The organism is Rhodococcus sp. JVH1 (assembly GCF_000280725.2).
Taxonomy (GTDB): domain Bacteria; phylum Actinomycetota; class Actinomycetes; order Mycobacteriales; family Mycobacteriaceae; genus Rhodococcus_F; species Rhodococcus_F jostii_A.
This window is the reverse complement of record NZ_CP166289.1, coordinates 7,595,913-7,622,887: the sequence shown is the minus strand read 5'-3', so window position 1 is coordinate 7,622,887 and position 26,975 is coordinate 7,595,913. Positions and strand designations below refer to the sequence as shown.

The following is a 26,975-nucleotide window of genomic DNA, read 5'->3' as shown; positions in this document are numbered from 1 at the left end:
ACAACGGTCGCCAACGTCACCTTCGTGTGGACATTGGCCGAGTTCGTCTAAACCGCATTCTGCGTCGATGTCTTCTCCCGCCGAATTCTGGGTTGGCGGGTGATGACTACGAGGCCACGCCGTTGGTCAGCGGCGTCCTCGAGCAAGCGCTGTTCACGCGACGGAGGACTGATTTCCGTTTCACTCTAACAGGTTTGGTGCATCACGCGGATGCGGGCAGCCTGTACAGGTCGCTCGCGTTCACCGAGGCGTTGGTCGAATCCGGAATCACGGGCTCGATCGGCAGCGTCGCCGACGCCCTCGATAATGCCATGATGGAGTCGGCCATAGGGCTCTACATGACCGAGCCCATCCGCTGGGAATGGGTATGGACCGGACGGGCCGAGGCGGAGCGGGAGGCGGCCGAGTGAGTTCGCTGGTTCAATGCTCGACATAGACCTGGGGCACCGTGGGAGCAGCAGCCAGATAGCTCAACCGTGGACAACATCAGATCGGCCATTGTGGCCCGACCAGCGACGCTATCTCCGACATACTGAAAACGGGAATTGACAATGCAGACTCGGTGTTGGACTATCAACACACGGCGTGCCGACTAGCGGAACAGCATGCCAATAGACAGAGCTGCGGCGCGGATCTCCTGCGCACAAACCGACACGAAGGCGGAACCATGGGCGTGGGACTTGACGATGACCTGCTACGTGACTTTTTCGGCAACGCCGAACAACGTGCGATTTTCGACGGACCGCAGCGACTGCAGGGGTGGCTGGATGTAGAGCGCGCTCTAGCACAAACTCAGGCTGAACTCGGAATCATCCCGGCCGAAGCTGCGCAGCGTATTTCAGCGCACTGCCAGAGCGATCTTTTCGATATCAATAAGCTGCGCCAACACGTCAACGCAACGCAACATCCAATCGTTCCGATGGTTAACGCGCTGGAGAAGTTGGTTGGCACAGAGTTTGGACAGTTCGTGCACTATGGTGCAACTTCTCAAGACATTATGGATTCCGGTCAAGCCCTTCAACTGCGTCAATCACTGCAGGGTATTGAGCGCGACGTAGCTGCAGCCACGAAGGCAGCCGCGTCGCTCGCTCTGAAACATCGCAACACTACTCAAGTTGGTCGAACGCATGGACAACACGCCGTTCCGATCTCATTCGGCCTGAAGGCCGCTACCTGGGTAGATGAGCTGCAGCGGTTGCAAACACGCATAGCAGAATCGCGCGCTCGAATTCTCACAGTTCAGATCTTCGGTGCCGCCGGAAGCATGGCGGGGTACGGTGACCGTGCCTTCGAGGTGAAGGCGGGTGTGGCGTCGCGGCTCGGCCTCACGGAACCGGTGGCACCCTGGCACGCGACTCGAGACCGCATAGCCGAGCTAGGTTCCTTGATGGCCCTCCTCGCTGGTGTATCCGAGAGGATCGCGGCAGAGGTGATTCGCCTGCAATCCACAGAATTTGGGGAACTGGTCGAGCCACTCCAGCCGGGTCACATCGGATCATCGACGATGCCGCAAAAGCGAAATCCGCACCTTTCCGAAGGCATCGTAGCCAAAGCACGAATTGCGCAAAGCCTATCCGCTGGGCTACTCCGAAATGGCGCTCACCAGCACGAACGAGACATGGGGGCATGGGCTGTCGAGTGGCTGACTGTCCCTGAGTTGATGGTTGGATCTGGCGCGATGGCAGCCGATCTGAACCATCTGCTGGAAGGTTTGCAAGTAAATGCCGAGTGTATGCGAAGAAATGTCGGAATCACCGGGGGCCAGGTCAACGCCGAATCGCTGATGATGATTCTTGATTCATCAATTGGACGTGATCATGCCCATCACCTTCTTGTCGAGTTGACCCGATCCGCCGACCTTCAAAACCTGAACTTCTCCGAGGTTGCGACAGCCGATGAACGAGTAGCCTCCCACCTGTCGCAGGATCAGATAATGAAAGCTCTTGATCCAGCGCAATACCTAGGTTTCGCGCCCGAGGTGGCAGACCGCGTCAGTCGCGCGCTCACCGCTGAGGCGGAGGACCGACCCTCCATCAGCTCATAGCAACCGTACGGATCCGACACCTGTTCAATCTTACGGCGAGCAGGCCAGCGACAGGAACGATCCACTCAACTTGTACGGCGTTCCAGAGAAGTTGATTTCGAGCGCACACTCGTGCCCTATTCGGTTCAACGAGGGCACGAGCGCGGGAAACCCACCGGCGGTCGTGACTACCTTGTCGCGCACACCACACAATATGCAGTCGAAACAAGGCCGAACGCAAGCGCTGGGCTGACGAATCGTAAGGAACAAGAATTGAAACTTGGACTTCGGATACCACAACGCGACAAGGTGAACCTTCGTCTAGACGTCACCGAGGTGGCTCAGACTGCGGAAAATAACGGATTTGAGAGCCTCTGGGTCTATGAGCGAAGCCTCTATCCACTAACGCCCGAGGAACCCTATCCATACTCTGATCCGCCCGGTGGCGATTGGCCATCCTATTATCGGCAAACCGCAGATCCACTCAGCGTACTTGCCGCTGCCGCGATGGTAACGAGTCACGTGCGTCTTGGGACGAGCGTGCTGATAGCCGCGCAACATATTCCTTTCCAACTGGCGAAAACAATAGCAACAATCGATCAGATCAGTGAAGGCCGATTCGTCGCGGGATTCGGTGCCGGATGGTCGAAAGACGAAATGCGCGCCGCAGGAGCGGATCCCAAGTTTCGAGGGCGCTACCTCGACGAGACGCTCGATGTCCTCGCGGCAGCATGGGGACCGGACCCAGTGAGCTACCAAGGACGACGAACGATCGTCAACAACGCTATCGTGGCCCCAAAGCCGGCGTCACGAGTGCCTGTTCTCATCGGGGGCGGAGGTACCCCCCGGACCATCGAACGAATCGCTTCTCGAGCCGATGGATGGCTGTCTATTCCCTTCGGCTCAAAAGGTTTCCAGGAGATCGAATCCACCTGGAACAAGATCCGCGAGCGGGCCGTCGAACTAGGTCGCTCCGCCGAACACCTCGAGCACATCGTCTGTGCAAATATAACTCTCACCTCCGAGCTCGCGGGGGCCGAACGCACACCTTTCGTCGGCACGCTCGACCAGATTGTCGAGGACGTCGTCGCTGCGTCGAAAGTGGGCGTCGACGAGCTGATCATCGATCTGAACCTTCAAGATCCTTGGTTCACCGAGAGCAGAAAAATGCTGGACACGGCACTCGAGATCTTCCACCGTGTAAACAAACGCTGAACATACGGTAGCCGATAAGATGTCGGGTTCTTCGGAATCACAATAGGGAGATATCGGCACGAGGCAGCGTGCATACCGGTCCCCTGATCGCGACCACAAGGGCCACCGGAAACGCCGCGGATCCCGTCGGCCACCGCGAAGGCCGCAATCGCCTTCGCCGACCCATGGCCACCTCCGCCCATTGGCCATCATGGTCATTCGGTTTCATCGGACTGGCGTGGTTCAGCTATCGGTTACTGCCTACAACGAGGCCAAGGACGCCACAGAAGGTGCCGTTGGGAAACAGGCACAGGACGCAAACCCGGGAGCCAAAAGGACTCGTGATGCCGTACTTGATCGGAGTCGCGATCATCATCGTCACGCTGGCCTTCCTGCTACTCGAGACTTTCCGGCTGTATGGTCGCCGGGATCATTGCGTGATCACCGCGTAGGTGCCCGCTCGCAACTCGATCGAGGGTCGACGAGCCCGTGACAGCGGCCGAACCGATTGCCGGGTTCGCGATCAGGGCGAGAGCGGAGAATCCGGCGATCGCGCCGGCACAGACGATACGGCGCGTGATTGATGCAGCCACGAGAATGTGGCTTTTCGATTGTCACCGCGCCCCTGCGCACCGGTTGCCCAGGCGTCGCTTCCACCGATTGTGGTAACGATGCAGCTGTCCGATCCGGAAGCGTCTTGGGGACGACGAACCCCCGCTCCGATTTCGTTACCGCCCGCCTTCGACGGGAAGCTTTCGCGGCTGCCCTTTGGCGCACGATGTTGGCGAGCTGACAGTCGACCCAGCAATCCGCGGCTGGTTCGATCGGCTACCGGGGCATCAGTCTGTCGTTGTGGTCGCCGCCAAAAAGCAAGCAAGGTGTGGAATCCGGTGACGCAGCGCTCGACGGATCAGAGCAATGAACTCACGTTCGCTGCAGTGTCGGAGACCTGCTTCCCCCACCAGGGCACACGATTCTCGTCGAAACGGGTCTCCGGCATCGAGATGCCGATGCCACCTACCGGGCATCCCCCCTCCCCCAGCACAGCTGCCCCGACGGCACATACTCCCATCCGGTTCTGATTGACGTTCACCGCATATCCGACGCGGCGGATCTCCTCGATCTTCTTTCGGATAGATTCGGGATCGGTGTCGGTCTGCGGAGTCAGTTGCTGGATGGGACTGGAAAGAATTCTGTCGACCTCATCGTCCGGCAGGCACGCCATGATCGCCATTCCCCCCGACGTGTGAGGTAGCTGCCATGTGCTGCCGACCTTGATGAAGGTGCGAACCGCCTGATGGGAATCCATGCGTTCGATCTGAACCACCCGTTCCGCACCATCACGGACCTGGAGCGTGATGGTCTCGTTCGTCAGATCCCGCAGCTCACGCATCGGTTCGAGCGCGACCGTTCGCAAGTCTCCCTTGTCCCAGCCGCGCCTGCCCACGGCGAGCGCCCGCGAGGTGAGCTTCCATCGCGTGTACTCGCTCCCATCGCTGCGGATCCAGCCGGCGGATGCGAGCGCCTGAAGAGTCCGCTGCACGGTCGATTTCGGCAACTGAAGGGTGCGTGACAGTTCGCCTACTCCGACCGGCTGGCTCTCCGCCACAGCTTCGAGTACGCGCAAACCTCGTTCGATGCCTTGCACCTACTGTTCCTCTCCCTCGACCGCCGCTCCGCCGCGGTGCAACATTTCGTACTGTGCCGATTATCGGCACAGTATGTCGAAATGTCCAGTCTCGATGTCCGCTACCGGTTCACCGGAGGCGAATCTCGGCGGCCGCGCCGACGCCGACAGGCGGCGAACTGTCCGCGAGGATCTTGAAGACGCCCGTCGCCGTTGCCACCACCGAATCGTTCACCCGCAGGTCGGAGTCCGCGAAGACGATCGATGCCGTGCGCCGCACGATACGGGGTGAGCTCGTCAAGAGGTCACCGACCCGGACGATACCGAGGAAACTGACATTCAGTTGCACGGTCGCCATGTTCTGCGTGCCGGTTTCCGCGAGGGCGGTCGAACCGAGGGCTCGGTCGGCGAAGGCCATGATCAGGCCGCCCTGCACGACTCCTCGAAGGTTTCGATGTTTGGGTTCGCACCGCAGTCCGTATTCCCGTGCACCGCCATCTCCGCGACGCAGCAGCAGTGGACCGATCAGCCCGATGAACCCACCGTCGTGCACCTCGTCCCATTCGACTTCGCTCACGCCCACCTCTACTTCTACTTCCATCCTGGCTTCGATCTTTCATACCCATCGAGTCGGGTCGCGATCTGATGGGCGGCGCGGAGCCGCCGACGGCGAGGTTGGAGGAACTCGCTCGTCGGCGGCCCGCGAGGTTGCGCGGGCCTCGTGCCTCGTGACCACCACGAGCACTGCCGGCCGCGCAACCCGTCAGGGGGTTACGGGGTAGCCGAGAGCACCTTCGACGGCACAGCCGAGTCACGGATTTCCCACAGCACCGGCTTGATGCACCGGAAGAACTGGGCTGCGTCCTCGCTCATCGGGAAGTGTCCGAGTCCCGCCATCGGAACGACCTTCGCACCCTCGATCTGCGCGCCGAGTTCCGCGGCCTCCTCCGGTCCCGTCGCGAAGTCGTATTCGCCGTTGAGGATGTACACGGCGGTCTTCGACGTATCGATGTTCTGTGCCGTTTCCCGAAGATCGTGCTCGACGCTGTAGTAGTGGAGATCACCCTTGAAGACCGGAGGGGATCCTTGGCTGTAGACCCAGGTCGTTTCCCTGCGGCCGACCTCGGGCGCCGTCGGCGAGGTGAGCGCGTACATCGCCGCGGGCTTGGAGTCGTTGCTGATCTCGGGGTGGAACCAGTAGTCGAGGTAGAAGCCGGGCGAATGCAGCGCCGCCTCCAGCGCGATCACGGCACGGAAGACGCCGGGGTAGTGCAGTGCCAGATCGGGGGCGAGGTTGCCGCCCATCGAACTGCCCATGTACACCGCGTCCTCGCAGTCGAGGGCCTCGGCCAGGGCAACGACGAACTTCATGAAGAAGTCCTGGGTCAGGTTGTACTCCTGCTCCCACCATCGCACCGAGAGCGGCGGCAGCGACCGCCCGTGATACGGCAGATCCCACGTGATCACGCGGAAGTGCGAGGTGATCTCCTCGTCCTCGAGGAGATGACGATACTGGCGGCCGTCACAGCCGGCGGTGTGCTGGAGAAGTAGCGGGATTCCGGACCCGCTCTCCTCGTAGTAGACCCGGTACTCGACGTCGTCGATCGTGAGATGGACGTACCGTCCGACCGCCTTGTCGAACTTCGTCGTGGTCATTTCGCCTCCTCGGCAACGTTGGTGTACGAACGCATGAAATCGAACACTCGTCTGAGCGCGGCGTAGTAGGCGAAGAACATCTTCATGTCTCCCCCATAGCGGAAGTTGTGCCGGGTGACCGCCGAGAAGAGGTCCTGATAGAACGGGCGAGGCACCCGCTGGAAGAACTTGCTCCATTCTTCGATCGGCGCCGAGATCTCGATGTCGTAGTTCCGCGCAACCGTCATGAGGTTGTTGCCCTCGGGCGGTGTCATGGAGTCGAGTCGACCGTCACGAATCACCAGCACGTAGGTTTCATCGCCGATCTCCAACCGGACGATGGCGTTCCAGAAGCGCGCCGCAATCTTGAATTCGGGATCCAAGTTGAGCGCCTCTGTGAACCTCTCCGTGTCCACAAATGGCATGGCCTTTCCCTTTCCAGTAAGTCGCTATTCGACCTGCGATCACACGCGGGCGGCGTGGGGTTCGCGAGACATGGCGGCCGCGAGCCACCCCTATCGGGACTGTGCCGTTCAGCGGTACGCCGTGTCAGTTTCGAGTATGTGTACTGCCTCACAATTTGTCAATACGCTGACGTGGACCTCCGTTGCCCGAGCTCGCCACACCCCACCCAGCGCCGAACGGCATCGCTCGGAGACGCGAATACTCCCTGGGGTTCGACAACTGACCTGAATCTCACTATGTGGCACCGCTATTCCAGCATTTGGCTATGCGCGATAGCTTCTGTGTACCGCCGCCACTTCCGCCCGCTGCACCCACGCACTCGGGCTCGGCGACTCGTCACGCGCGGAAACAGTCCCGCGTTCGCAGTTCGGAGATCTGATGAAAATTGCAGTCATTCCAGGGGACGGAATCGGCCCCGAAGTCATCGACCAGGCGGTCAGGACCTTGCACGAGGTTGCCCCCACCATCGACACCAGCTACTTCGACCTGGGCGCCCGAAACTTCCGGGAAACAGGTCGTCTGCTCGCCCCGGAAACACTCGACGAGATCCGGCATCACGATGCGATCCTGCTCGGTGCCATCGGCGACCCCACTGTCCCCGCCGGCACGCTGGAACGTGGCATCCTGCTCGAAATGCGCTTCGCGCTAGATCATCACATCAACCTACGCCCGACGAAGACGATGCCCGGCGCGCCGCGAGTGCTTGCCGGAGACGTGAATGTCGACCTGTTGGTAGTCCGGGAGGGAACCGAAGGCCCGTACACCGGCAACGGGGGCGCACTCCGCGTCGGAACGCCGCATGAAGTCGCTACCGAAGTCAGTGTCAACACACGCTTCGGAGTCGATCGACTTCTCCGGGAAGCGTTCGAGCGCGCCACGGTCAGGCGGCAGAGGTTGACGATCGTGCACAAACCGAACGTTCTCGTCTTCGCAGGCTCCTTGTGGACGCGCGCTGCCGACGACCTGTCAGCGCTGTATCCGGACGTCGAGGTCGATCACATGCTCGTCGATGCGGCCATGCTGCACCTCGTCACAAACCCTGCCCGATTCGACGTCATCGCCACCGACAACCTCTTCGGCGACCTCATCACCGACCTCACGTCCGCCCTGGGCGGGGGTGTCGGGCTGGCGGCAAGCGCGAACATCGACGGCTCACGGAGGAATCCCGGCATGTTCGAACCGGTTCACGGGAGCGCCCCGGATATCGCAGGTCGAGGCGTCGCCGATCCCACAGCCGCGATCCTGTCGGTCGCGTTGATGCTGCATCACCTCGGGCGGTCACCTGAGGCGAACGCCATCGACCAGGCCGTTCAGGACCACGTCGCGACCCGCGGACCCGAATCCTGCTCCACCGAGGAAATCGGTGAGCAGATCAGGAGCCGAGTGGGCTCCTGATCACTCACACTGCTTCGCCATCGGCCGGCTGCCAGTTCGCGATGAGTTCCACGAGGCCGGGAAAGCGCTCATCGAGGTCTTCGATGCGGACTCGGCTTCGTCGCTCGAGCCCGTGCTGCCGCTGTCGGATGACACCTGCCTCCCTGAGCGCTTTGAAGTGGTGGGTGAGGCTCGACTTCGGCCGGTCGAATCCGAACCAACCGCAGGTGTGGTCGTACTCCTCAGAGCTGGTCAACAGCCGATTGACGATTGTGAGTCTCAGCGGGTCGGCGAGGACGCCCATGACCCGCTCCAGACGGATCTCCGATGCCGCGGGTTCGGGTAGCGGCGTCGGCAGAGAAGGCTCTTCGCTGTCGCTCATGCGATAGGTCGGCGCAAGGTCGGTCATAGATCCAGCATAGCGGCAGTACGAATTTTGTCGTACCATCTCTGTACGAATAATCTCGTACTAGTACGACCGGTATCGAACCGGGTGCGGAAGAGGAGACAGCGATGGCGAAGAGTTCGGCCGGCCCGAAGGAACTGAGGTGGTCCCTGGCCGCCGCCAGCACGGTGACAGCCGTCTTCGTGCTGTCCAACGCGCCCACACCGCTATACACGCGCTGGCAAGCAGAATGGGAATTCAGTTCCGGAACGTTGACGATCGTGTTCGGGGCCTACATGGTCGGGCTGATCGGGACCCTTCTCGTCGCCGGGAAACTCGCCGATCGATACGGGCGGAAGATCGTGCTCGTCCCAGGCCTGATCGCCGCGGTCACCGCGGCGGGGCTCTTCCTGTCGGCCACGAACGTAGTGTGGTTGCTGGCGGCCAGGCTACTGGCCGGCGCCGCGGTCGGCGCGGCCGTCACCGCGGGCATGTCGGCGACGATCGATCTCGCCCCCGACCACCGGCGCCGGACCGGATCCATGATCGCCTCCGCTGCAATGGTATTCGGTGCCGGACTCGGCCCCCTCCTGTCCGGGGCGCTCTCCCAGCTCATCGACACACCACAGTCCTGGATATTCGGAATCGTGCTCACGATAACGACGCTGACGCTGGTCGTCGCGATACGGTTGCCACTCCCCCACGGATTCGCAGAGGACGGTCCGGTCGGACCTCTCTGGTCATGGCCTTCCGTTCCTCGTCCGAATCGCCGTGAACTCGCTTGGGGAGCAGCAGCATTCGCTCCAGGCATTACCTCGACCTCCTTCTTCCTCTCCCTCGGGCCCACAGTCCTCGCCACCGGCATCGACGCCCCCAGCCCACTACTCGCGGGCGCGGCGGCATGCGGCATGTTTCTGGTAGCGACCGGAATCCAGTTCGCCCTGGCGCATCTGCGTACCAGAACCCATCTCGCCCTGAGTTCCACTGCCGCGTTCGTCTCGATGGCGACGCTGACAGTGAGCGTCACCCTCTCCCCGACGCCGGCGTTGTTCGTCATCGCGGCACTTCTTGCCGGCGCCGCACAGGGCCTCGGCCAACTTGCAGCATTGACGCTGATCGGCACCCGCATCCCCTCGAACCATCGCGCCGAAGCGAACGCGACATTGAACATCGCCGGCTACATTCCTGCGGCTCTGCTCCCCGTGGGAACGGGCTACCTGATCCAATTCCTCCCCTTCGGCGCGGCCATCGTCACGTTCGCGGCAGCCGTCATGGCATTCTCCCTCGCCGCCCTGATCACCGTACGAATCAGCACGGCCGAACACCTGCGTCCCCGCGCCTCGGACGGGCACGTGATCCGCGGGGAGACGGATGCCACCGCCGAGGAAGCACTGCTGGAGGGGGCACGGCCATGACACTCGGGCGGTCGCATCGCCGGGCGTCTTCCGTCTCCCGGTCGATGGGTCGGACCCCGTCAACCCTTGTCAGGAGCTCCGCTGAGGGGCTTGACTGAAACGTGGGTCTCGATCGCCCAGGATGAACAGACAGGGAGGATGCAGATGCCAACCCATCAGGCAGTTCACGTCCAGGCCCCCGGCGAACCGCTGACACTCGTCGACGTCGAAACAGGGTCGCCCCCGCGCGACCACGTACGCATCGCGGTGTCGGCGTGCGGAGTGTGCGGCACCGACCACGCCTTCGTCAACGGCGCGTTCCCGGACATGTCTTGGCCTCTGACACCTGGACACGAGATCGCCGGAACCATCGCCGAACTCGGTGAGGGCGTCGACAACTACGCCGTCGGCGACCGCGTCGCCGTGGGTTGGTTCGGTGGGCACTGCAACCAGTGCATCCCCTGTCGTCAGGGCTCCTTCATTCATTGCGAGAAGCTGCAGGTGCCGAGCTGGCAGTATCCCGGCGGATACGCCGAGTCGGTGATCGTTCCAGCAAACGCACTGGCCCGGATTCCGAACGAATTGTCCTTCGCGGAAGCAGCACCCATGAGTTGCGCTGGGGTCACCACGTACGACGCGCTGCGCAAAACCAGGGCGGTACCGGGCGACCGCGTCGCCATCCTCGGGATCGGCGGACTCGGCCACCTCGGTGTGCAGTTCGCCCGGGCGATGGGCTTCGAGACGATCGCCATCGCCCGCGGCGCCGACAAAGGCGACGACGCTCGTCAGCTCGGCGCCCACCACTACATCGATTCCACCGCCGGCGACGTCAGCGAAGCGTTGCAGGCTCTCGGGGGCGTATCCGTGGTTCTGGGGACCGCGGCGAGTTCGAAAGCGATGGGTGATGTGGTCGGTGGGCTGCTTCCGCTCGGTGAACTCACGGTCGTCGGTGTCACGCCCGACCCACTGCCGATCAGCCCCCTACAGCTGATCACTCCCGGCGTCGATGTCACCGGCCACCCGTCCGGCACCGCCCGCGACGTCGAAGAGACGATGCACTTCGCGGTCCTGTCAGGCGTGCGCGCCCGAATCGAGGAACAGCCCCTGGCTCGAGCGGCGGAGGCCTACGCCGCGATGGAGGAAGGACGCGCACGCTACCGGATGGTCCTCACGATGTGACCGTTCTCGGCAACGGTTGATCGACTGCCTTCAGCGGAGTTCGTTGCCGCTGCGCCGTCCGATGCCCCGGGTGCCGGACGGTCCGTGGAGCTTCTCGTACGCGGCCTTCTCGGCGTCATGACGGGACGCCTTCCTCGGGTTCTCCAGGTCGGGCGGCAGTCCGTGCCTCTCGAGACGTCGAGATCGGTTCTGCGCCATGTACGACACCGCATAGAACACGGCGAGCAGCACTCCGAGTAAGACCATGGACGCTCGCAGTCCGAGCGGCCCCGGGAACAGGAAGAACGCGGCGAAGACCGGAACGAACGGGACCATGCTGCGAAGGAGGTGCCGGGGAACCGCCCAGTCACCGACCAGGTCGTTGCGGACCCAGTCCTGCATGGAGTCGGGAAGTTTGCGGCCTACCGCGTAACCCAGCCACTGTAGGGGGCCGGGCCGGGTTCGTTGCGTGTTTCGCGACATGACAATTACCTGTTCATGTTGTGCTGAAGTCGAATTCGACATGATTGTCCTCAGTGATCGAGCGCGCCCGCTCTGAGCGCAGCCTGATTGACGCGGGTGAGAACGTCGTGAAGTTCTTCGAGTTCGGCCAGGCTGACACCGAGCTTTTCGATCACGGCGGGCGGAATCTTCTCGGCCTCCGCACGTAGCGCGGCACCGGCTTCGGTCAGTTCGACATCCAATTGCCTCTCGTCGGCGCGGCTGCGGGTGCGGGTGATCAGTCCGGACGCTTCGAGACGCTTGAGGAGCGGCGAGAGGGTGGGTGAATCGAGTTGCAGTGCGGTCCCGATCTCCTTGACCGCCATCGGGGCCTTCCCCCAGAGAGCAAGCATGACCAGGTACTGCGGATGCGTCAGCCCCATCGGTTCGAGCAAGGGGCGGTAGACGGCGAGCACCGCCCGGTTCGCGATCGCAAGCGCGAAACACACCTGCCGGTCGAGAGCGAGTAGGTCGTCGCCAGCCTTCCCCTGCTGGATGTCTGCGGTCATGCCACCAGGCTACCAGAATAATTCGTGCAATAACTAATATTGCACGAATCATTCTGGAGGTTGCCGCCGATCGTCACGGGAATCGCGCAACGAGGGCATCGAGGCCAGTTCGCGGGCCGGAGAAGAACGGCGTCTCCAGCCGAACGTGCCTGCGCGCGTCGGTAGCGCGAAGGTCTCGCATCATGTCGACTATCCGACTCGGGTCCGGAGCCTCGAAGGCGAGGATCCACTCGTAGTCGCTCAACCCGAAGGAACTCACGGTGTTGGCCCGCACGTCCGGGTAGGCGCGAGCCGCTCGGCCGTGTTCGGCGAGCTGCCGTCGCCGTTCGGCGTCCGGCAGCAGATACCACTCGAGCGATCGGTTGAACGGGTACACGCACACGAACTGACCCGGCTCCTCGTCGGCCACATATGCCGCGATGTGGCTGCGGTTGAATTCGGCAGGCCGGTGGAGCGCGACCGCACTCCATACCGTCGTGCACGCTCGACCGAGTCTGCAGCGCCGGAAACCGGAGTAGGCGGCCTGCAATTCCTCGACGGTGTCGGCATGCGTCCACATCATGAAGTCGGCGTCCCCACGTAGTCCTGCGACGTCGTAGATTCCGCGGATCGCGACACCCGACTCGGCGACTCGCTCGAGGTAAGTGTGCGCATCGTCCACGACCTCGTCGCGCACATCCGGCAGCGCGCCGGGGACCACCTGGAACACGGTGAACATCATGAACCGCACGCGCTGATTGAGTTCGGTGAAGCGAGACCGGGTCAAGGCGCGGGCTACCTCTCGACCGGAGCGCCGACCAACGAGCCGTACTCCACCCAGGAGCCGTCGTAGTTCCGGACGTCGGGGTAGCCGAGCAATTCGTGGAGAACGAACCAACTGTGCGCCGATCTTTCGCCGATCCGGCAATAGACGATGATGTCCTTCGTCTCGTCGAGGCCGGCGTCGCCGTACAGGGCGCGGAGCTCGTCCTCGCCGAGGAAGGTGCCGTCGTCAGCGGCAGCCTTGGACCACGGCACGTTGACGGCAGTCGGGACGTGCCCCGGAACCTGGGGTTGTTCCTGCGGGAAGTGCGCCGGCGCGAGGATCCTCCCGGAGAATTCGTCGGGAGACCGGACGTCGACGATGTTCTTGCTCCCGATCTGCTCGATCACCTCGTCGCGGTGCGCGCGGATTCCCGACACGGGCTCGGACGCCACGTAGTCGGTGGCCGGCCGGGTGACCTCCTCGCTCGACAGGGGCCGGCCGTCGAGCTCCCACTTCTTGCGTCCGCCGTCGAGCAGCCGGACGTCGCGGTGGCCGTAGAGCTTGAAGTACCAGTACGCGTAGGCGGCGAACCAGTTGTTGTTCCCCCCGTACAGGATCACCGTGTCGCCGTTGGCGATTCCTCTCTCGGACAGGAGTTTCTCGAACGATCGCCGGTCGATGACGTCGCGGCGTACCGGATCTTGAAGATCGCGCTTCCAGTCGATGCGGACGGCACCGTCGATGTGGTTCGTCTCGTACTGCGCGGTGTCCTCGTCCACCTCGACAAGGACGACGTCGGGGTCGTGACCGTGTTCGACGACCCATTCGGCGTCGACCAGAAAATTGCTTCTACTCATGGTTCATCCTTCACTTCGTCGGCAACCGGGTGTGCACATATAATTAATGCACGATCTATTCGCCTACGCTACAGTTTTGCGCACACAGTTTCGACAGGAGCACCGATGACCACACCGAAGACCCGCTCTGTTCAGGCGAAGGCCCCGCGCACGGAGGGGCAATGGGCTCAGGGCGACCGTGAGCCGCTCAATGTGAACGAGCAGGTCAAACAGGATGACGACGGCCTCAACGTGCGCAAGAGAATCGAGGAGGTGTACTGCCGTACCGGTGTCGCCGGCATCGACCCGACCGATCGGCGAAGCCGCTTCCGCTGGTGGGGGCTCTACACGCAGCGCGCACCTGGCATCGAGGGCGGCCGAACCGCCACGTTGCCGCCGGAAGAGCTCGAGGACGAGCACTTCATGCTCCGGATCCGCATCGACGGAGGGGCACTGACCACCGAACAGCTGCGCGTCGTCGGTGAAGTCTCCCGACTGTTCGCCCGCGACACCGCGGATCTCACCGACCGCCAGAACATTCAGCTGCACTGGATCAGGGTCGAGGACCTACCCGAGATCTGGCGGCGACTCGAAGGGGTAGGCCTCACGACCGCCGAATCCGCAGGCGACACGCCGCGCGTGGTCCTCGGCTCGCCGATGGCCGGCATCGCCGTCGACGAGGTTCTCGACGCCACACCCGCTCTGCACGAGATCACACGCCGATTGATCGCAAACCCCGACTACTCCAACCTGCCGCGTAAATTCAAAACCGCCATCTCCGGTCTCCAAGACGTGGTCCACGAGATCAACGACGTGGCGTTCATCGGTGTCGACCACCCGGACCATGGCCCGGGACTGGATGTCTGGGTCGGTGGCGGCCTGTCGACGAATCCACGGATCGGCGAGCGCCTCGGCGCGTGGGTACCACTGGAAGACGTGCCCGACGTGTGGATCGGAATCGTCTCCCTCTTCCGCGACTACGGGTATCGGCGACTGAGGGCGAAGGCACGCCTGAAGTTCCTCGTCTCGGACTGGGGTGTCGAGAAGTTCCGCGACGTGCTCGAGAAGGAATACCTCGGACGCGCGATGCTCGATGGACCAGCACCCGAACCGCTCGACGAACCACGCGATCACGTCGGCATCCAGCGCCAGAAGAACGGGCTGAACGCCGTCGGGATCGCACCCGTCGTCGGCAGGGTCGGCGGCACCGTGCTGACCGACTTGGCACGAGCAGCGGAAGCATCCGGATCCCGACGCGTCCGCATCACCCCGATGCAGAAACTGGTGATCCTCGACGTCGAGGACGACAGTATCGACTCCCTCCAAGCCGACCTCGAAAAGCTGGGTTTCCCCGCCCGTCCGTCGCCCTGGCGACGGAGCACCATGGCCTGCACCGGCATCGAGTTCTGCAAGTTCGGGATCGTCGAGACCAAGGCGCGAGCCGCCACACTCATCGCAGACGTCGAGAAACGACTTGCCGACGTGCAGGATCAGCTCGAGCACCCGATCACAGTGCACCTCAATGGGTGCCCCAACTCGTGCGCCCGCATTCAGGTCGCCGACATCGGTCTCAAGGGCATGATCGTGACCGACGTCGATTCCAACCAGGTCGAGGGATTCCAGGTCCATCTCGGCGGCGGCCTCGGGCTGGACACGAGCTTCGGGCGCAAATTGCGCGGCCACAAGCTCCCAGCCACCGAGGTGCCAGATTACGTCGAGCGGATCGTCCGCCGGTACGTGGCCGGCCGCGAAGGCTCCGAGAAGTTCGCGACCTGGGTCCAACGCGCCACCGAAACCGATCTCGCATGATCGGCTCGCACTGCCGTGCACCACGCAGTCGAGGCTGAGGACGTCCCGGAGCACCCGACTGTCGCGGTCTGCTACGTGCCGGAATCGGTGACGGGCTCGCGCTCGGGGACTGCGGCCGCATGGTCGTTGACCACGTGCTTCCACCACGAATCGAGCGGGCTCGGTTCCGGCCACACGATCGCGTCGGCCGGGAGCGGCCCTGTACTTTCCCGCGGGTGGCTCGATTCCTGTCGCATCAGCTCGCCTGTGCGTGTCGGCGGGGCGGAAGCTGGTTGACCAGCTGCTCCCACTCTTCGAATCGGGCAGCTTCGGGCGAGCGACGACGGGGCGAGGGTCCGGCAGCGAGGTCGACCAGGCTCCGGGCAGCGCCGAGGACGGTCAGGTGATGACGCCGCGCGACGTCGAGGAGTTCGTCGAACGCCTGGGCGTCACTGCAGCCGCGACCGGCGATCAGGATTCCCTTCGCCGTGCCGAGTAATTCGCGTCCGTCGGGACGCCTACGAGGGATCAGGCGTGTCGGGCCGGGAGTCGGAGTGAGTGGTTCGATGCTGTCCTCGATCATTCCGCGATGCTCCTTCGCTCTCGTGCATCGGCTTCCGACCCGCCGGTGTGCCGACGATCCCGTCCGGACGCAAAATGTGAGTCACGTCACTGTCGATGCCTCCACAGTTCTAGCCGACGGCGCCGCGCCTGTCATCTAGACAAATGTCCAGCTGTGCCGTCACATGACAAAGCGCTCAGGTAGTGGCCACCAACAAATCTTCTCCACTCGACGGGCGCGGGCCGTCGGATCGATCGGCGAAGTAGCGCTCGGCGAGTGAAGTTCCCGCCACATGCTGCGTGTCGGCGAAGCCGGCCTCGCGGGCCAGGGACAGCATTTCCTGCGGGGGCGAGAATCGAAGCCCGCCGCAGCCAGCTGCTCCGACCAGGACTCGCTCGCCTCGAAGTCGACCGGCACCAGCCGCAGCCAGTCGGGAACACCGAAGCCCGGCTCGATCAGCCGGTTCCGCTTCCAGGTTTGGGGGCCGGGCTGGTCGACCTCGAACCGCGAGCTGCGGGCCGATCTCGTCGACGAGAACGTGCGGCGGCGCGTCGACCTGTACGTGCATCGCCCGCCACAGGGCAACTCGCACGGCAGTGCTGTCCGGTCCGTCCGTCCGCTCGCCTGTCGTCGCCATGACGTTCTCGCTCCTCACGGTCAGTTCTCCGCCGTCCGATGCCACGCCCCAGCTAACGCCCGCCGCTACCAGCGTATATACCTCGTATGAATCCTTCAGTGACCCGAGCCGCCGGCCTGTTCACAGCCACGGCAGCCGCGTTCCTCGCGTTCGCCACGCCCGCGCAGGCGGACTCCCCCACCCCCGTCTACTTCCGGGTGGGGAACTTCAACCGCTCGATCGCACCCGACGAGACTGTGGGATGCGATCTGCCGCAACCATTGCCGATGGACTTCCCGATCCTCGGCGAGTTCGGACTGCCGTGGCTGGGACCCGTCCGGCACGTCGTCATCGACCTTCCCTGGCTTCCGGCGCACCCCACCTACCCGCCCGGCACCCCGTTCACCCTGCCCGGCGGCAACCCCGACATCTCCGAGGTCGCCACCAGCCAGAGCATGAATCAGAAGACGATCACCCACGGCGGAACCACCTGTCTCGCAGTGTTCATGGGCGAGGTCACCTGCACCGCCAAGGGCCACAGCTTCGTCTTCACCGTCTACGGAATCCACGCGCACTGAACCGGTACCGCATATGCAACGTCACACGGCGAGGTGCCGGGCGAGGTAAGCGGCGGTGGCGGAGCCGGCCGTCTCGGCAACGACCGTCGGTGGCCCCGAGGCGATGATCCGGCCGCCGTTGTCTCCGCCGCCGGGCCCGAGATCGATCATCCAGTCCGCCGAGGCAATGACCGGCATGTCGTGTTCGACGAGTACGACGGTATTTCCCGCCGCGACGAGACGTCGCAACACCGTCATGAGGCGGTCGACGTCGGCAGGGTGCAATCCGGTTGTCGGTTCGTCGAGTACGTAGAGCGTGTGCCCGGATCGGATGCGTTGCAGTTCGCTGGCGAGCTTGACGCGTTGTGCCTCCCCACCGGACAGGGTGGTGGCCGATTGGCCGAGTCGCATATATCCGAGACCCACTTCGACCAGCATGTCAAGGCTTTTCGCTGCTGCCGGAACGTGACTCAGGAACGCGCGGGCGTCGTCGACCGTCATCGCGAGAACGTCGGCGATCGTTCGGCCGTCGACGAGGACCTCGAGGGTCTCTGCGTTGTATCATGCGCCTGCGCACGCCGGGCACGGTGCGGAGGCCTCGGGTAGAAACAGCATGCCGATGGTGATCGAACCGGCGCCCTCGCATTCCTCGCAACGGCCGCCGCTGACATTGAATGAGAATCGGCCCGGGCTGTATCCGCGTTCACGGGCAACGGGGTGTGCGGCGAAGAGTTTCCGGATTACATCGAAGAGACCGGTGTAGGTGGCAAGATTCGAGCGTGGAGTCCGCCCGATGGGGGTCTGGTCCACGCGCACCAGCCGATTGATCTGTCCGAGCCCGTGGGCGGCCACGACCGTCGGCTCGGTGTCGTTCTCGCGCTCCTCGGCCAGTACGACTGTGGAGTCGTCGGCCTCGTCTCCCCCGGTGTCGGTGCCGAGTTCGCTGTCGACGCCGAGGTGTTGGGCGACGACGTCGGTGAGCACACGGCTCACGAGTGTGGACTTGCCTGATCCGGACACGCCTGTGACCGCGGTGAGCACCCCGAGCGGGATTCGCACGGTCAGATCCCGCAGGTTGTGCATCGTGATGCCGGCGAGCTCGATCCACCTGCTCGGCGGCCCGGGCTCGGGGCAACTCTCGGGTGTCCCGAAAAGGTATCGGCGAGTGACGGATTCGGGGATGTGAGCGAGACCGTCCACCTTACCGCTGTACAGCACCCGCCCGCCGTGCTCCCCGGCTCCGGGACCGACGTCGACGATCCAATCAGCCGCGCGGACGACGTCGAGGTTGTGTTCGATGACGAAGACGGAGTTGCCTGCCGCACGTAGCCGGCGCACGGCGGTGACCAGCGCCTCGGTGTCGGCGGGATGCAGGCCGGCGGACGGTTCGTCGAGGACGTACAGCACTCCGAACAGGCCCGATTGCAGCTGGGTGGCCAGCCGCAGGCGCTGAAGTTCTCCCGGCGAGAGGGTGGTGGTCGAACGGGCAAGGCTCAGGTAGCCCAGCCCGAGTTCGGTCAGACCCGCGAGGCGTCCGCGAAGGTTGTCTACCAGCGCCACGGATGCGCGTTCGGTTGCGTCGCTTGCGTCGGAACCGCGGGATGCGACGGCGTCGAGGACCGACGCCAGATCGGCCAGTGACAGTTCCGTCGCGTCGGCGATGTCGAGGCCGGCGAACCGTACGGCCAGCGCCTCGGGGCGCAGCCGTTTGCCGTTGCAGGCACTGCAGGGCCGGGACACCAGATATCGGGCGACCTTCGCCCGCTGGGTTGCGCTCTTCGTCGTCGCGAATGTGTGCAGGACGTAGGTGCGGGCGCTCGAGAACGTCCCCTCGTAGTCGCGCACCATCTTGCCCGGGTCACGCACCGGTGACACCGTGACCGTGGGTTGTTCCTCGGTGGTGAGGATCCACTCGCGCTCGTCTTCCGGAAGCTCGGACCAGGGGCGGTCCACGTCGATACCGAGTGTGTCGAGGATGTCGCGGTAGTTCTTGCCCAGCCAGGCGCCGGGCCAGGCGGCGACGGCACCGCCGCGGATACTTCGGCTCGGGTCCGGCACCAGGGCATCGATGTCGACGTCGTGGGTGCGTCCGAGTCCGTGGCAGGCTGGGCATCCGCCTTCGGGTGTGTTGGGCGAGAACGCGTTCGAGTCCAGGACGGGGGCGCCCGGCGGGTAGGTACCGACTCGGGAGAACAGCATCCGCAGCACGTTCGAGATATGAGTGAGGGTGCCGACCGACGATCGGGCGGAGGTATGACCGCGGGCCTGCTGCAAGGCAACCGCCGGTGGAAGCCCGGTGATGTCCCCCACCCTGGGCGCTCCGATCTGATCCATCAGCCGGCGTGCGTACGGGGTGACGGACTCGAGGAACCGCCGTTGCGCTTCGGCGTAGATGGTGCCGAAGGCCAACGAAGACTTCCCCGATCCCGAGACCCCGGTGAACGCGACGATGCAGTCCCGGGGAATGAACACATCGACGTGGGCGAGGTTGTGTTCTCTGGCGTCGAACACTGCGATTCCGTTGAATTCCTGGGCATGTAACGGTTCAGCGTGCGGTCCGGGATCGAAGGTGGGCACAACTGCTCCAGGTGTCGGTTCGTGCTCGGACAGGTTACGTCCCAGTCTTTCTCGAGACGTGGAACCATGTGTACTGGCGACGCTCATTCGGGGAGAGTCCGCCCCAGATTCCGGCCCGACCGATGCCATCAGCCCACCTGCGCCAACTTGATCGCCGCGGCCTCGATGGTCTCCTCGGAGAGCAGGACCTCGAGGGCCGCGTCGCCGAGAGGGATGAAGCTGTCGTCGCTCGTGACGCGTGCCAGCGGGCCGGTGAAGCCGTCGTCGATCAACGCCGTCACCACACCTTCGGACACCCCCCCGACTTGCGGGTCTCGTCGACGACGAGCACCCGGCCGGTGGCGTTCGCCTCCCGGAGAATGTCGTGCACCGGCAGCGGTGCGAGCCACCGCATGTCCACCACGTGCGCGGCGATGTTCGCCCGTTCGAGACGGCGCGCGACCCGCAGACTCATCCGGACCCCGTTGCCGAACGTGACGATCGTCAGGTCGGTGTGGCCATAGCGGCGACGGTGGTGGTGAAGTAATCATCGATTTGTTCGGCCACGAATCCGGCTCCTGAGAGGCAGATGATCGTCTGCTGGGCGGTGTACTGGGCGGAGGTCAGACGATGTTCGTTTCGCCTGCGCCGATACCGGAATGGGCGAAGCGGTCCAGGGCGAAGGAGCTGATGTCGTATTCGGGCTCCTTGCCGTGGTAGAGGTCGCGCACGATCTCGCCGGTCGCCGGTCCCATCAGGAAGCCGTGGCCGGAGTAGCCGGTGGCGATGAGCAGGCCCTCGACCTCGGTGGAGCGATCGATGATCTGGTTGCGGTCGGGGGTGACCTCGTAGAGACCGGCCCACCCGGTGCTGATGCCGTAGTCCAGTACAGCCGGCACCCGGGTCTCGGCGATGGCGCCGAGTCCCATCAGCCAGTCCTCGAGTTCGAACCTGAGGTTGAATCCCTCGCGCTCGTTCGGGTCAGACCAGCCGAGAAGCAGGCCTTTGCCTTCCGGGTGGAAGTAGAAGTTCGACGGGAAGTCGATGGTCAGCGACGGCGAGGATTCGGGCAACTCGGAGAGCGGCTCGGTGAAGGCGATCTGTCGGCGGACGGGAACGACGGGAATGTTCACCCCGAGCATGGTGCCGATGCCGGCCGACCAGGCTCCGGCAGCGCACACCACGGTGTCGGTCTTGATGCGTCCGTGTTCGGTCACGACCGCGGTGATCGTGCCGCCTGCGCTCTCGATGTCGGTGACCGCGCAGTGACGGACGATGCGAGCACCGTGTCGACGGGCAGCGGCGGCGTATCCCATCACGACCGATTCGGGGGTGGCCTTACCGTCCTGGGGCGACCAGGAGGCGGCGAGGAGCCCGTCTGTACTGATGAGCGGCGAAATCTTCTGTGCTTCTTCGGGGGTGACCATGCGGCTCGGAACGCCGTGGCGGTTCTGCAGCGCGACGCTCTCGGTGAAGATGTCGACGTTCGCCTGGTCCGAGAGGAGATAGAGGTAGCCGTCGCGGCTGAAGTCGATCTCCTGGTGGTACTCCTGCGCGAACCGCGAATACACGTCGAGGCCGCGCAAACCGATCGCGATGTTGGCCTCGTTGCTGAAGGAGGCGCGAACACCGCCGGCGGCCTTGCAGGTCGAGCCGCAGGCCAACTCGCCCTTTTCCAGGAGGACGACATCGGAGACCCCGGATTCGGCGAGGTGGAACGCAATGCTGGCGCCGATGACGCCGCCGCCGATCACGACGACGGACGCCTGTTCGGGAAGTTCCTTGCTCATGTCGTCCTCTTCTTTCCTTCGAGAGTAGTGATGTGATGCCCGACCGGTTTCCGGGACACCTGAGGAACGACCGGGTCGATGGCTTGCCTGGAAGAATGGCGCGCGCCCGCAAGTGGTCACCGCGACGATCGGTCAGATCCGACAACTGGGTCCGGCAGGAGTAGCCGTCGGCCAGGATCGTGGTGTCCGCGTCCGCCCCGGCCACGGCGGGCAGGAGTTGCTGCTCGGCGACTGGAGAAGGGGCATTACGAGGTGTCGTGGCGAGGCCGCGGGCTACCGGCCGCAATTGACCGACAAGCAGCAGTGTTGCGGGCTCACCTGGATCTCCACGGGGCAGCTCACCGCGGCGAAGAAGATCCTCGGCTGCACCGTGGACGCATTGTCCGGTAGTGCCGCGGCCGGAATTCCGATCGTCGGAATGGAGCCGTCCTGCACGGGTGTGCTGCGCTCGGATGCCGCGGAACTGCTGGGTAGGTCGGCCGAACCAGCACCTGCACCGTGGCGTGCCCGACCTCGGGGGTGAAGTAGTTGGTGAACGAGTCCACGAACAGCAGCACCGGGTCACCGGTCGTGGCGCGGTCGTTCTCCGTGGCCTTGAACCAGGACCGGAACGTCTGCTTCGCGAACGGTGGGATGGTGCGGCGCTTGTCGACTCCGGCCGACGACAACGCCAGTGGTCCGATGCCGGGAACGCGCATCGCGGCGTTGACCAGACCGGGCGCGTGGCTGGCGATCTTCGCCCAGCGCGGAAGCCATCCCAGCGAGTAGTGCGAGGCGGGGCGGATGCGGCCCTTGTAGCTCTGGTGCAGCACTTCGGATTTGAACGCGGCCATGTCGACACCGGTCGGGCAGTCCGAGGAGCACCCCTTGCAGGACAGACACAGGTCGAGGGCGTCGTGAACCTCGGGCGATCGCCAGCCACCGTCGATGTCGGTGCCGATGATCATCTCCTGCAGCACGCGCGCCCGGCCGCGGGTGGAGTCCTTCTCCTCCCGGGTCGCCTGGTACGACGGACACATCACTCCCCCGGTGGCGGTGTTGTCGGCCCGGCATTTTCCGACGCCGGTGCAGCGGTGCACCGCCTGGGTGAAATCTCCGTCGTCGTGGTGGTAGGCCAGGGCCAGGTTGCGGCGCAGGAGTGGGGCCGCGGGAATGCGCAGGTCCGCGTCGACCGGGTGGGGGTCGACCACCACTCCGGGGTTGAGGATGTTGTCCGGGTCGAAGACGTGCTTGACGGCAGCAAAGAGTTTCATCGCGTCCGGTGAGTACATCAGTGGCAATAGTTCGCTGCGGGCGCGGCCGTCCCCGTGCTCACCGGACAGGGATCCGCCGTAGCCGGCGACGAGCCTGCTCGCCGCGACCAGGAAGTCCCGGAAGATGCCGTCGCCGCCGGGCTTGTCGAGCGGCCAGTCGATGCGCACGTGCATGCATCCGTCACCGAAGTGCCCGTACGGCAGGCCGGTGACGTCGAATTCGTCCATCAGGGCGCCGAAGTCGCGTAGGTAGTTGCCCAGCATGGCCGGTGGCACGGCCGCATCCTCCCATCCCGCGTGTGCGGGAAGGCCGGCAGGACTGCGGCCGGCGAGTCCGGCACCATCGGCGCGAATCCGCCACAGCTGGGCGGTGCGACCCTCGTCGGTGACCACGAGGCTGTCCACGGCTCCGCAGTCCCGTCCGACCTGCTGGGCCCTGGCGATCGTCACGTCGAGGTCGTCGCCGACGACCTCGACGAACAACCAGGCCGCCCCCGCAGGCAACGGCGGAACCGCATCCGGGCCGCGGCGCTCGCGCACCACCTCGACGATCCGGGAATCGATACCCTCGCAGGCGGTCGGATCGAACTTCAGCACCAGCGGGGTCGCGTCACCCGCCGACGCGATGTCGGCGTACCCCAGCACGACCAGGACGCGGTGGGCGGGCTCGGACACCAAGCGGACCGTCGCGCGGGTTGCCACCGCGAGGGTGCCCTCCGTGCCGACCAGCATGCGGGTCACGTCGAACCGATTTTCCGGCAGCAGGTGTTCCAGGGCGTATCCGGACACCTGACGGCCGAATTGCCCGAGCTCGGTGCGAATGGTCGCCAAACCGGCGCGGGTGACCTGCTGCAGTGCACTCAGCGCCGGGGAGGCCGTCACCTCGCCGGCCGAACCCAGTTGCAACGACTCCCCGGTCCCGGTCAGAACGTGCAGGCCCTTCACGTTGTCCGAGGTCCGGCCGTATCCGAGCGTGCGCGAACCGCAGGCATTGTTTCCGATCATGCCGCCGATGGTGCAGCGAGTGAACGTCGATGGGTCGGGCCCGAATCGTAGGCCGTGCGGTGCAACGGCCTGCTGCAGCACCGTCTGAATCGTGCCCGGCTCGACGGTGGCGGTCTGTGCGTCCCTGTCGATCGACAGCACCCGGTTCATGTGCCGGCTGAAGTCGAGAATCAGTCCCGTCCCGACGGCGTTACCTGCAACGGAGGTGCCACCACCGCGAGAGGTCAGCGGCACGCCCTCTCGGCGGCACACCGCGAGGGCGGCAGCGACCTCGTCGGCGTGGCGCGGCCGCGCGACGACCAGCGGTCGCACCCGGTACAGGGACGCATCGGACGAATAGGCAGCGCGGGTGGTGCCGTCGGAGAGAACATCGCTCACTCCCGAACTGCGCAGCTCAGCGGCCAGTGATTCAGCGGAGATCATTCGTAGCATGCTACAACCTCTAGCATGCTACGAATAGCCCCGTGTTGTTACAGTGATCGGGTGGCAGACGAAGCGCTCGAACTCGAACCGCTCACCCCGTTCGCGGGACGACGGATGGAGCAGGCGATCGCGGCGGTGCGGGCGGCCATCGACGACGGCCGCATGAAACCGGGAGTGAAGTACTCGGTCTACCAACTCGCCGAGGGTCTGGGCATCTCCCGAACCCCGGTGCGGGACGCTTTGCTGCGCCTGGAAGAAGTCGGAGTCATCAAGTTCGAAGCACGCCAGGGCTTCCGCATTCTCCTCCCCCAGCCGAAGGAGATCGCGGAGATCTTCGCAGTCCGGTTGGCCCTGGAACTACCCGCGGTCCGCAAGGCCGCAGCCGTGGCCGACCCCACGCTCTCGGATGCACTGCAGCGGCAACGACGCCTGATGCAGGACGCCGCCGCCGGCGGCGACGAACACGAGTTCGCCCATCATGATCTCGGGCTTCACGACCTGATTCTCGACGCCGCCGACAACGCCCGAGCCCGCGCGATCGTCAAGACCCTTCGCGAGACCACCCGGCTACTCGGGGCCAACACCGCCGACAAGACCAGAACACTCACCGACATCGACGACGAGCATGCGCCCATCATCGATGCCATCATCGCCGGGGACCCCGACGGAGCCGAAGCCGCCATGCGCGTTCATCTGGTCAACACCGGGAAACTCCTTGTCGCCCAAGCTGTTCTCAGCGAAAACTCCGGCCTCTCCGTCGACGAGATCTGGTCTGCCGTCATCTCCTGACCAACGCGTCACCCCTGCGGCGGCTTCTCCGGTGTCGCGCGCCGGTGCACGGCAAGTTGCAGTTCGAACAGGAGCCGGTCGGCGGCGTCCTGCAGACCGATCCCGATGATCTCTTCCACTCGGCGGATCCGGTACCGCAGCGTGTTGGGATGCACGCTCAGTGCGGCAGCCGCATTACGAACGTCCCCGTGCTCAACGAGGTAGGTCTCGGCGCTCTCGCACAGGTTGGAACCATGCTTGCGGTCGTACTCGTACAGCGCATCGATGCGCGGATCGTGCAGTTCCGGGTGTTCGCCGACGAGGTCGAGGATCTCCCCGAGCAGCACCGCTGTGCGGGATTCGGCGAGCGTGGTCACCCGCCCCTCCGGGAACGTGGCGGCAGTGCCGTCGAGAACCCGGTCGACCTCGACCCGTGCCGCGGCCACCTGCGCGAGGTCGGGAACCGGAACGGCGATCGCGGCCCGCAGCACGATCGAACGCTTGGTCTCGAACTGGTCGACGAGCTGCCGCGTCCAGGCGGTGACCCCCGCGGCGGACTTGTAGCGAGGAAGGAGCACATAGGCGCGATCACCGATCACGGTGGCGACCGAATGGCGGCTGAACGAGCTCGCGTGCAGGCGGAGCATGCTGCCCATACCGGCGAACTCGCCGGTGGCCGTCGAGCTCTCGGAGCCGGTCGGCGCGAAGCCCACGACAGCGGCCGCGCCGCTCATCGGCAAGTTCAGGGCGCTGGCCACGGAGGGAACGTCGACACCCCCACCACGCGCACCGAACAACCGTTGGACCAGCAGCCCCTCGGTGGAGGGGGCGTTGAGACTTCGGGAGATGATCCGGGCTGCGATCGCCGAAGCGCCGCGCAACACGTCCACCGCATCCGGTTTGAACGGTGCGTCGCCCTGTTGCACCCAGATCGAACCGAGAAGCCGCGGTGCGGTCGAGGTGTTCTCGGTGGACTGGCGGATGCTGACCACCAGGCGCCGCTTGGTTGCGAGTTCCTCGTGCGCGGGCACGTCGATGACCTCGTCGCTTTCACGGAGCCGGTCGAACACTCCCCACTTCTGCAGTGTCTGCAGGTAATCGCGTGGGCCCTCACGGCCGAGGATCGACAAAGCGCGCAGTTCGTCCGCCGCTTCGTCGGAGGCAGAGTATGCGAGCACCTTCGACTGGGCGTCCTCGATCGAGACCATCCCCCCGGCGTTCTGGGCGACGATCTGCGCGAGGCCGAACAGGTCGGTGTCCGTGGCAAGCAGATCCGGGTCCGCAGGTGCGCCACGCCCGCGGCGAGAGCGGTCGAGCATGCGCTGGACCAGCGGGAACACGTGATCCCACCGGGCCTTCGGGTGCACCGCCACGAGGGCGACGCCGGCACGGTGCGCCGCCGCCTGCACTGCGCTCGACTCGTGCGCCGTCTTCGACATCACCGCATGCGGCCGGTGCCGTCGCGCCCGCCCGGAGACGTCGTCGAACCAGCGCACGGCGTCGGCGTCGGCAACCCCCACATGGAGATACAAGTCCTGCATCGGAGATTGCGATTCGGTTTCGACCGTCAGGTCGGAGCTGTCGACGAGCGCCACCGATGCAACGTCGACGTCGTCACCCGCGGGAGCGTCGATCAGCTCGACGACCGCGGTGTCGAGAGCACGGAGAAGCTCACGCAGCGTGATGGTTTCGGCAGAAGTAACGGGCGCCGCGGCTGCCGTGGCAGGACTTCGATTTCCGGAAGGCACCGACATCGCTCCGTTCGGAAGGTGAAAACACGTTTAGCCAACAGTACAATGATGGTCAGCAAT

At 64.5% G+C, this 26,975-nt stretch carries 23 protein-coding genes and 4 pseudogenes; 9 read left to right on the top strand and 18 right to left on the bottom strand.

Going from position 1 to position 26,975, the window contains the following annotated elements:
* Positions 1 to 6: 6 nt before the first annotated feature.
* From JVH1_RS35890 to JVH1_RS35880, 3 genes and pseudogenes are all read left to right on the top strand, one after another.
* Positions 7 to 404: pseudogene (locus JVH1_RS35890) on the top strand (DDE-type integrase/transposase/recombinase); the annotation flags it as partial.
* Positions 405 to 667: 263 nt separating this feature from the next.
* On the top strand, positions 668 to 2,044 hold the full coding sequence (locus JVH1_RS35885; RefSeq protein ID WP_237735077.1) for an adenylosuccinate lyase family protein: 1,377 nt from the start codon (positions 668 to 670) through the stop codon (positions 2,042 to 2,044).
* A 252-nt stretch (positions 2,045 to 2,296) separates the two neighbouring features.
* Positions 2,297 to 3,238: an LLM class F420-dependent oxidoreductase gene (locus tag JVH1_RS35880; protein ID WP_029538471.1), complete on the top strand. Its 942-nt coding sequence runs from the start codon at positions 2,297 to 2,299 to the stop codon at positions 3,236 to 3,238.
* A gap of 889 nt (positions 3,239 to 4,127) precedes the next feature.
* On the opposite strand, the gene JVH1_RS35875 is transcribed toward JVH1_RS35880, so the two are convergent.
* The 5 genes and pseudogenes from JVH1_RS35875 to JVH1_RS35855 all read right to left on the bottom strand — a co-directional run bounded on the left by JVH1_RS35875 (position 4,128) and on the right by JVH1_RS35855 (position 6,904).
* Positions 4,128 to 4,610 (bottom strand): IclR family transcriptional regulator, encoded by a 483-nt coding sequence (locus JVH1_RS35875; protein WP_237726996.1) that lies wholly within the window; start codon positions 4,608 to 4,610, stop codon positions 4,128 to 4,130.
* Between the two features lie 87 nt (positions 4,611 to 4,697).
* A pseudogene (locus JVH1_RS35870) lies at positions 4,698 to 4,865 on the bottom strand (helix-turn-helix domain-containing protein); the annotation flags it as partial.
* Between the two features lie 109 nt (positions 4,866 to 4,974).
* Positions 4,975 to 5,421, bottom strand: coding sequence for a PaaI family thioesterase (locus tag JVH1_RS35865; RefSeq protein WP_043777565.1), 447 nt, complete (start codon positions 5,419 to 5,421; stop codon positions 4,975 to 4,977).
* 194 nt (positions 5,422 to 5,615) lie between these two features.
* Entirely contained in the window at positions 5,616 to 6,500 is an 885-nt protein-coding gene (locus JVH1_RS35860) for an alpha/beta fold hydrolase (RefSeq protein WP_009472884.1), read from the bottom strand.
* Positions 6,497 to 6,904 carry a hypothetical protein gene (locus tag JVH1_RS35855; protein WP_009472885.1) on the bottom strand — a complete coding sequence of 136 codons (408 nt, stop codon included), beginning with the start codon at positions 6,902 to 6,904 and terminating at the stop codon, positions 6,497 to 6,499. Before JVH1_RS35855 ends, JVH1_RS35860 begins: the two co-directional genes overlap by 4 nt.
* 418 nt (positions 6,905 to 7,322) lie before the next feature.
* Here JVH1_RS35855 and JVH1_RS35850 point away from each other — a divergent pair, with 418 nt between their 5' ends.
* Positions 7,323 to 8,339 (top strand): 3-isopropylmalate dehydrogenase, encoded by a 1,017-nt coding sequence (locus tag JVH1_RS35850; RefSeq protein ID WP_009472886.1) that lies wholly within the window; start codon positions 7,323 to 7,325, stop codon positions 8,337 to 8,339.
* Between the two features lie 4 nt (positions 8,340 to 8,343).
* Here JVH1_RS35850 and JVH1_RS35845 read toward each other — a convergent pair whose 3' ends face one another.
* Positions 8,344 to 8,727: a helix-turn-helix transcriptional regulator gene (locus JVH1_RS35845; protein WP_009472887.1), complete on the bottom strand. Its 384-nt coding sequence runs from the start codon at positions 8,725 to 8,727 to the stop codon at positions 8,344 to 8,346.
* A gap of 104 nt (positions 8,728 to 8,831) precedes the next feature.
* On the opposite strand from JVH1_RS35845, the gene JVH1_RS35840 reads away from it, so the two are divergent.
* Both JVH1_RS35840 and JVH1_RS35835 read left to right on the top strand, forming a co-directional pair.
* A complete protein-coding gene (locus JVH1_RS35840) occupies positions 8,832 to 10,118 on the top strand; it encodes an MFS transporter (protein ID WP_009472888.1) in 1,287 nt (428 codons plus the stop codon).
* 144 nt (positions 10,119 to 10,262) lie between these two features.
* Positions 10,263 to 11,276, top strand: a complete 1,014-nt coding sequence (locus JVH1_RS35835; protein ID WP_009472889.1) for an alcohol dehydrogenase catalytic domain-containing protein — start codon at positions 10,263 to 10,265, stop codon at positions 11,274 to 11,276.
* A gap of 30 nt (positions 11,277 to 11,306) precedes the next feature.
* Here JVH1_RS35835 and JVH1_RS35830 read toward each other — a convergent pair whose 3' ends face one another.
* The 4 genes from JVH1_RS35830 to JVH1_RS35815 all read right to left on the bottom strand — a co-directional run bounded on the left by JVH1_RS35830 (position 11,307) and on the right by JVH1_RS35815 (position 13,867).
* Complete coding sequence (locus JVH1_RS35830) at positions 11,307 to 11,738, bottom strand: DUF5313 family protein (RefSeq protein WP_016881107.1); 432 nt, start codon at positions 11,736 to 11,738, stop codon at positions 11,307 to 11,309.
* Between the two features lie 50 nt (positions 11,739 to 11,788).
* On the bottom strand, positions 11,789 to 12,265 hold the full coding sequence (locus tag JVH1_RS35825) for a MarR family winged helix-turn-helix transcriptional regulator (RefSeq protein ID WP_009472891.1): 477 nt from the start codon (positions 12,263 to 12,265) through the stop codon (positions 11,789 to 11,791).
* Between the two features lie 73 nt (positions 12,266 to 12,338).
* Entirely contained in the window at positions 12,339 to 13,031 is a 693-nt protein-coding gene (hemQ, locus tag JVH1_RS35820; protein ID WP_009472892.1) for a hydrogen peroxide-dependent heme synthase, read from the bottom strand.
* Positions 13,032 to 13,039: 8 nt separating this feature from the next.
* Positions 13,040 to 13,867 carry a sulfurtransferase gene (locus JVH1_RS35815; protein ID WP_009472893.1) on the bottom strand — a complete coding sequence of 276 codons (828 nt, stop codon included), beginning with the start codon at positions 13,865 to 13,867 and terminating at the stop codon, positions 13,040 to 13,042.
* A 105-nt stretch (positions 13,868 to 13,972) separates the two neighbouring features.
* On the opposite strand from JVH1_RS35815, the gene JVH1_RS35810 reads away from it, so the two are divergent.
* Positions 13,973 to 15,655 carry a nitrite/sulfite reductase gene (locus JVH1_RS35810; protein WP_009472894.1) on the top strand — a complete coding sequence of 561 codons (1,683 nt, stop codon included), beginning with the start codon at positions 13,973 to 13,975 and terminating at the stop codon, positions 15,653 to 15,655.
* A gap of 71 nt (positions 15,656 to 15,726) precedes the next feature.
* On the opposite strand, the gene JVH1_RS35805 is transcribed toward JVH1_RS35810, so the two are convergent.
* From JVH1_RS35805 to JVH1_RS35795, 3 genes are all read right to left on the bottom strand, one after another.
* Complete coding sequence (locus tag JVH1_RS35805) at positions 15,727 to 15,891, bottom strand: hypothetical protein (protein WP_009472895.1); 165 nt, start codon at positions 15,889 to 15,891, stop codon at positions 15,727 to 15,729.
* Positions 15,891 to 16,217, bottom strand: a complete 327-nt coding sequence (locus JVH1_RS35800; protein ID WP_009472896.1) for an ANTAR domain-containing protein — start codon at positions 16,215 to 16,217, stop codon at positions 15,891 to 15,893. The genes JVH1_RS35805 and JVH1_RS35800 overlap by 1 nt, the downstream gene beginning before the upstream one ends.
* 159 nt (positions 16,218 to 16,376) lie before the next feature.
* Entirely contained in the window at positions 16,377 to 16,781 is a 405-nt protein-coding gene (locus JVH1_RS35795; RefSeq protein ID WP_371113074.1) for a class I SAM-dependent methyltransferase, read from the bottom strand.
* A 138-nt stretch (positions 16,782 to 16,919) separates the two neighbouring features.
* On the opposite strand from JVH1_RS35795, the gene JVH1_RS35790 reads away from it, so the two are divergent.
* Positions 16,920 to 17,390: a hypothetical protein gene (locus tag JVH1_RS35790; protein WP_371113073.1), complete on the top strand. Its 471-nt coding sequence runs from the start codon at positions 16,920 to 16,922 to the stop codon at positions 17,388 to 17,390.
* A gap of 21 nt (positions 17,391 to 17,411) precedes the next feature.
* Here JVH1_RS35790 and uvrA read toward each other — a convergent pair.
* The 4 genes and pseudogenes from uvrA to JVH1_RS35770 all read right to left on the bottom strand — a co-directional run bounded on the left by uvrA (position 17,412) and on the right by JVH1_RS35770 (position 24,396).
* Positions 17,412 to 19,946, bottom strand: a pseudogene (gene uvrA / locus JVH1_RS35785) (excinuclease ABC subunit UvrA).
* 128 nt (positions 19,947 to 20,074) lie between these two features.
* Positions 20,075 to 20,454: pseudogene (locus JVH1_RS35780) on the bottom strand (transketolase C-terminal domain-containing protein); the annotation flags it as partial.
* A gap of 94 nt (positions 20,455 to 20,548) precedes the next feature.
* A complete protein-coding gene (locus JVH1_RS35775) occupies positions 20,549 to 21,715 on the bottom strand; it encodes an FAD-binding oxidoreductase (protein WP_009472901.1) in 1,167 nt (388 codons plus the stop codon).
* A gap of 338 nt (positions 21,716 to 22,053) precedes the next feature.
* The gene (locus tag JVH1_RS35770) at positions 22,054 to 24,396 is read right to left on the bottom strand and encodes an FAD-binding and (Fe-S)-binding domain-containing protein (RefSeq protein WP_237735078.1); all 2,343 of its coding nucleotides are present in this window, start codon (positions 24,394 to 24,396) and stop codon (positions 22,054 to 22,056) included.
* Positions 24,397 to 24,456: 60 nt separating this feature from the next.
* Between JVH1_RS35770 and JVH1_RS35765 the strand changes: the two genes are divergently transcribed.
* On the top strand, positions 24,457 to 25,185 hold the full coding sequence (locus JVH1_RS35765) for a GntR family transcriptional regulator (RefSeq protein ID WP_009472903.1): 729 nt from the start codon (positions 24,457 to 24,459) through the stop codon (positions 25,183 to 25,185).
* A gap of 8 nt (positions 25,186 to 25,193) precedes the next feature.
* Here the strand turns inward: JVH1_RS35765 and JVH1_RS35760 are convergent, their stop codons facing one another.
* Entirely contained in the window at positions 25,194 to 26,918 is a 1,725-nt protein-coding gene (locus JVH1_RS35760; protein ID WP_009472904.1) for a CdaR family transcriptional regulator, read from the bottom strand.
* Positions 26,919 to 26,975: the final 57 nt, after the last annotated feature.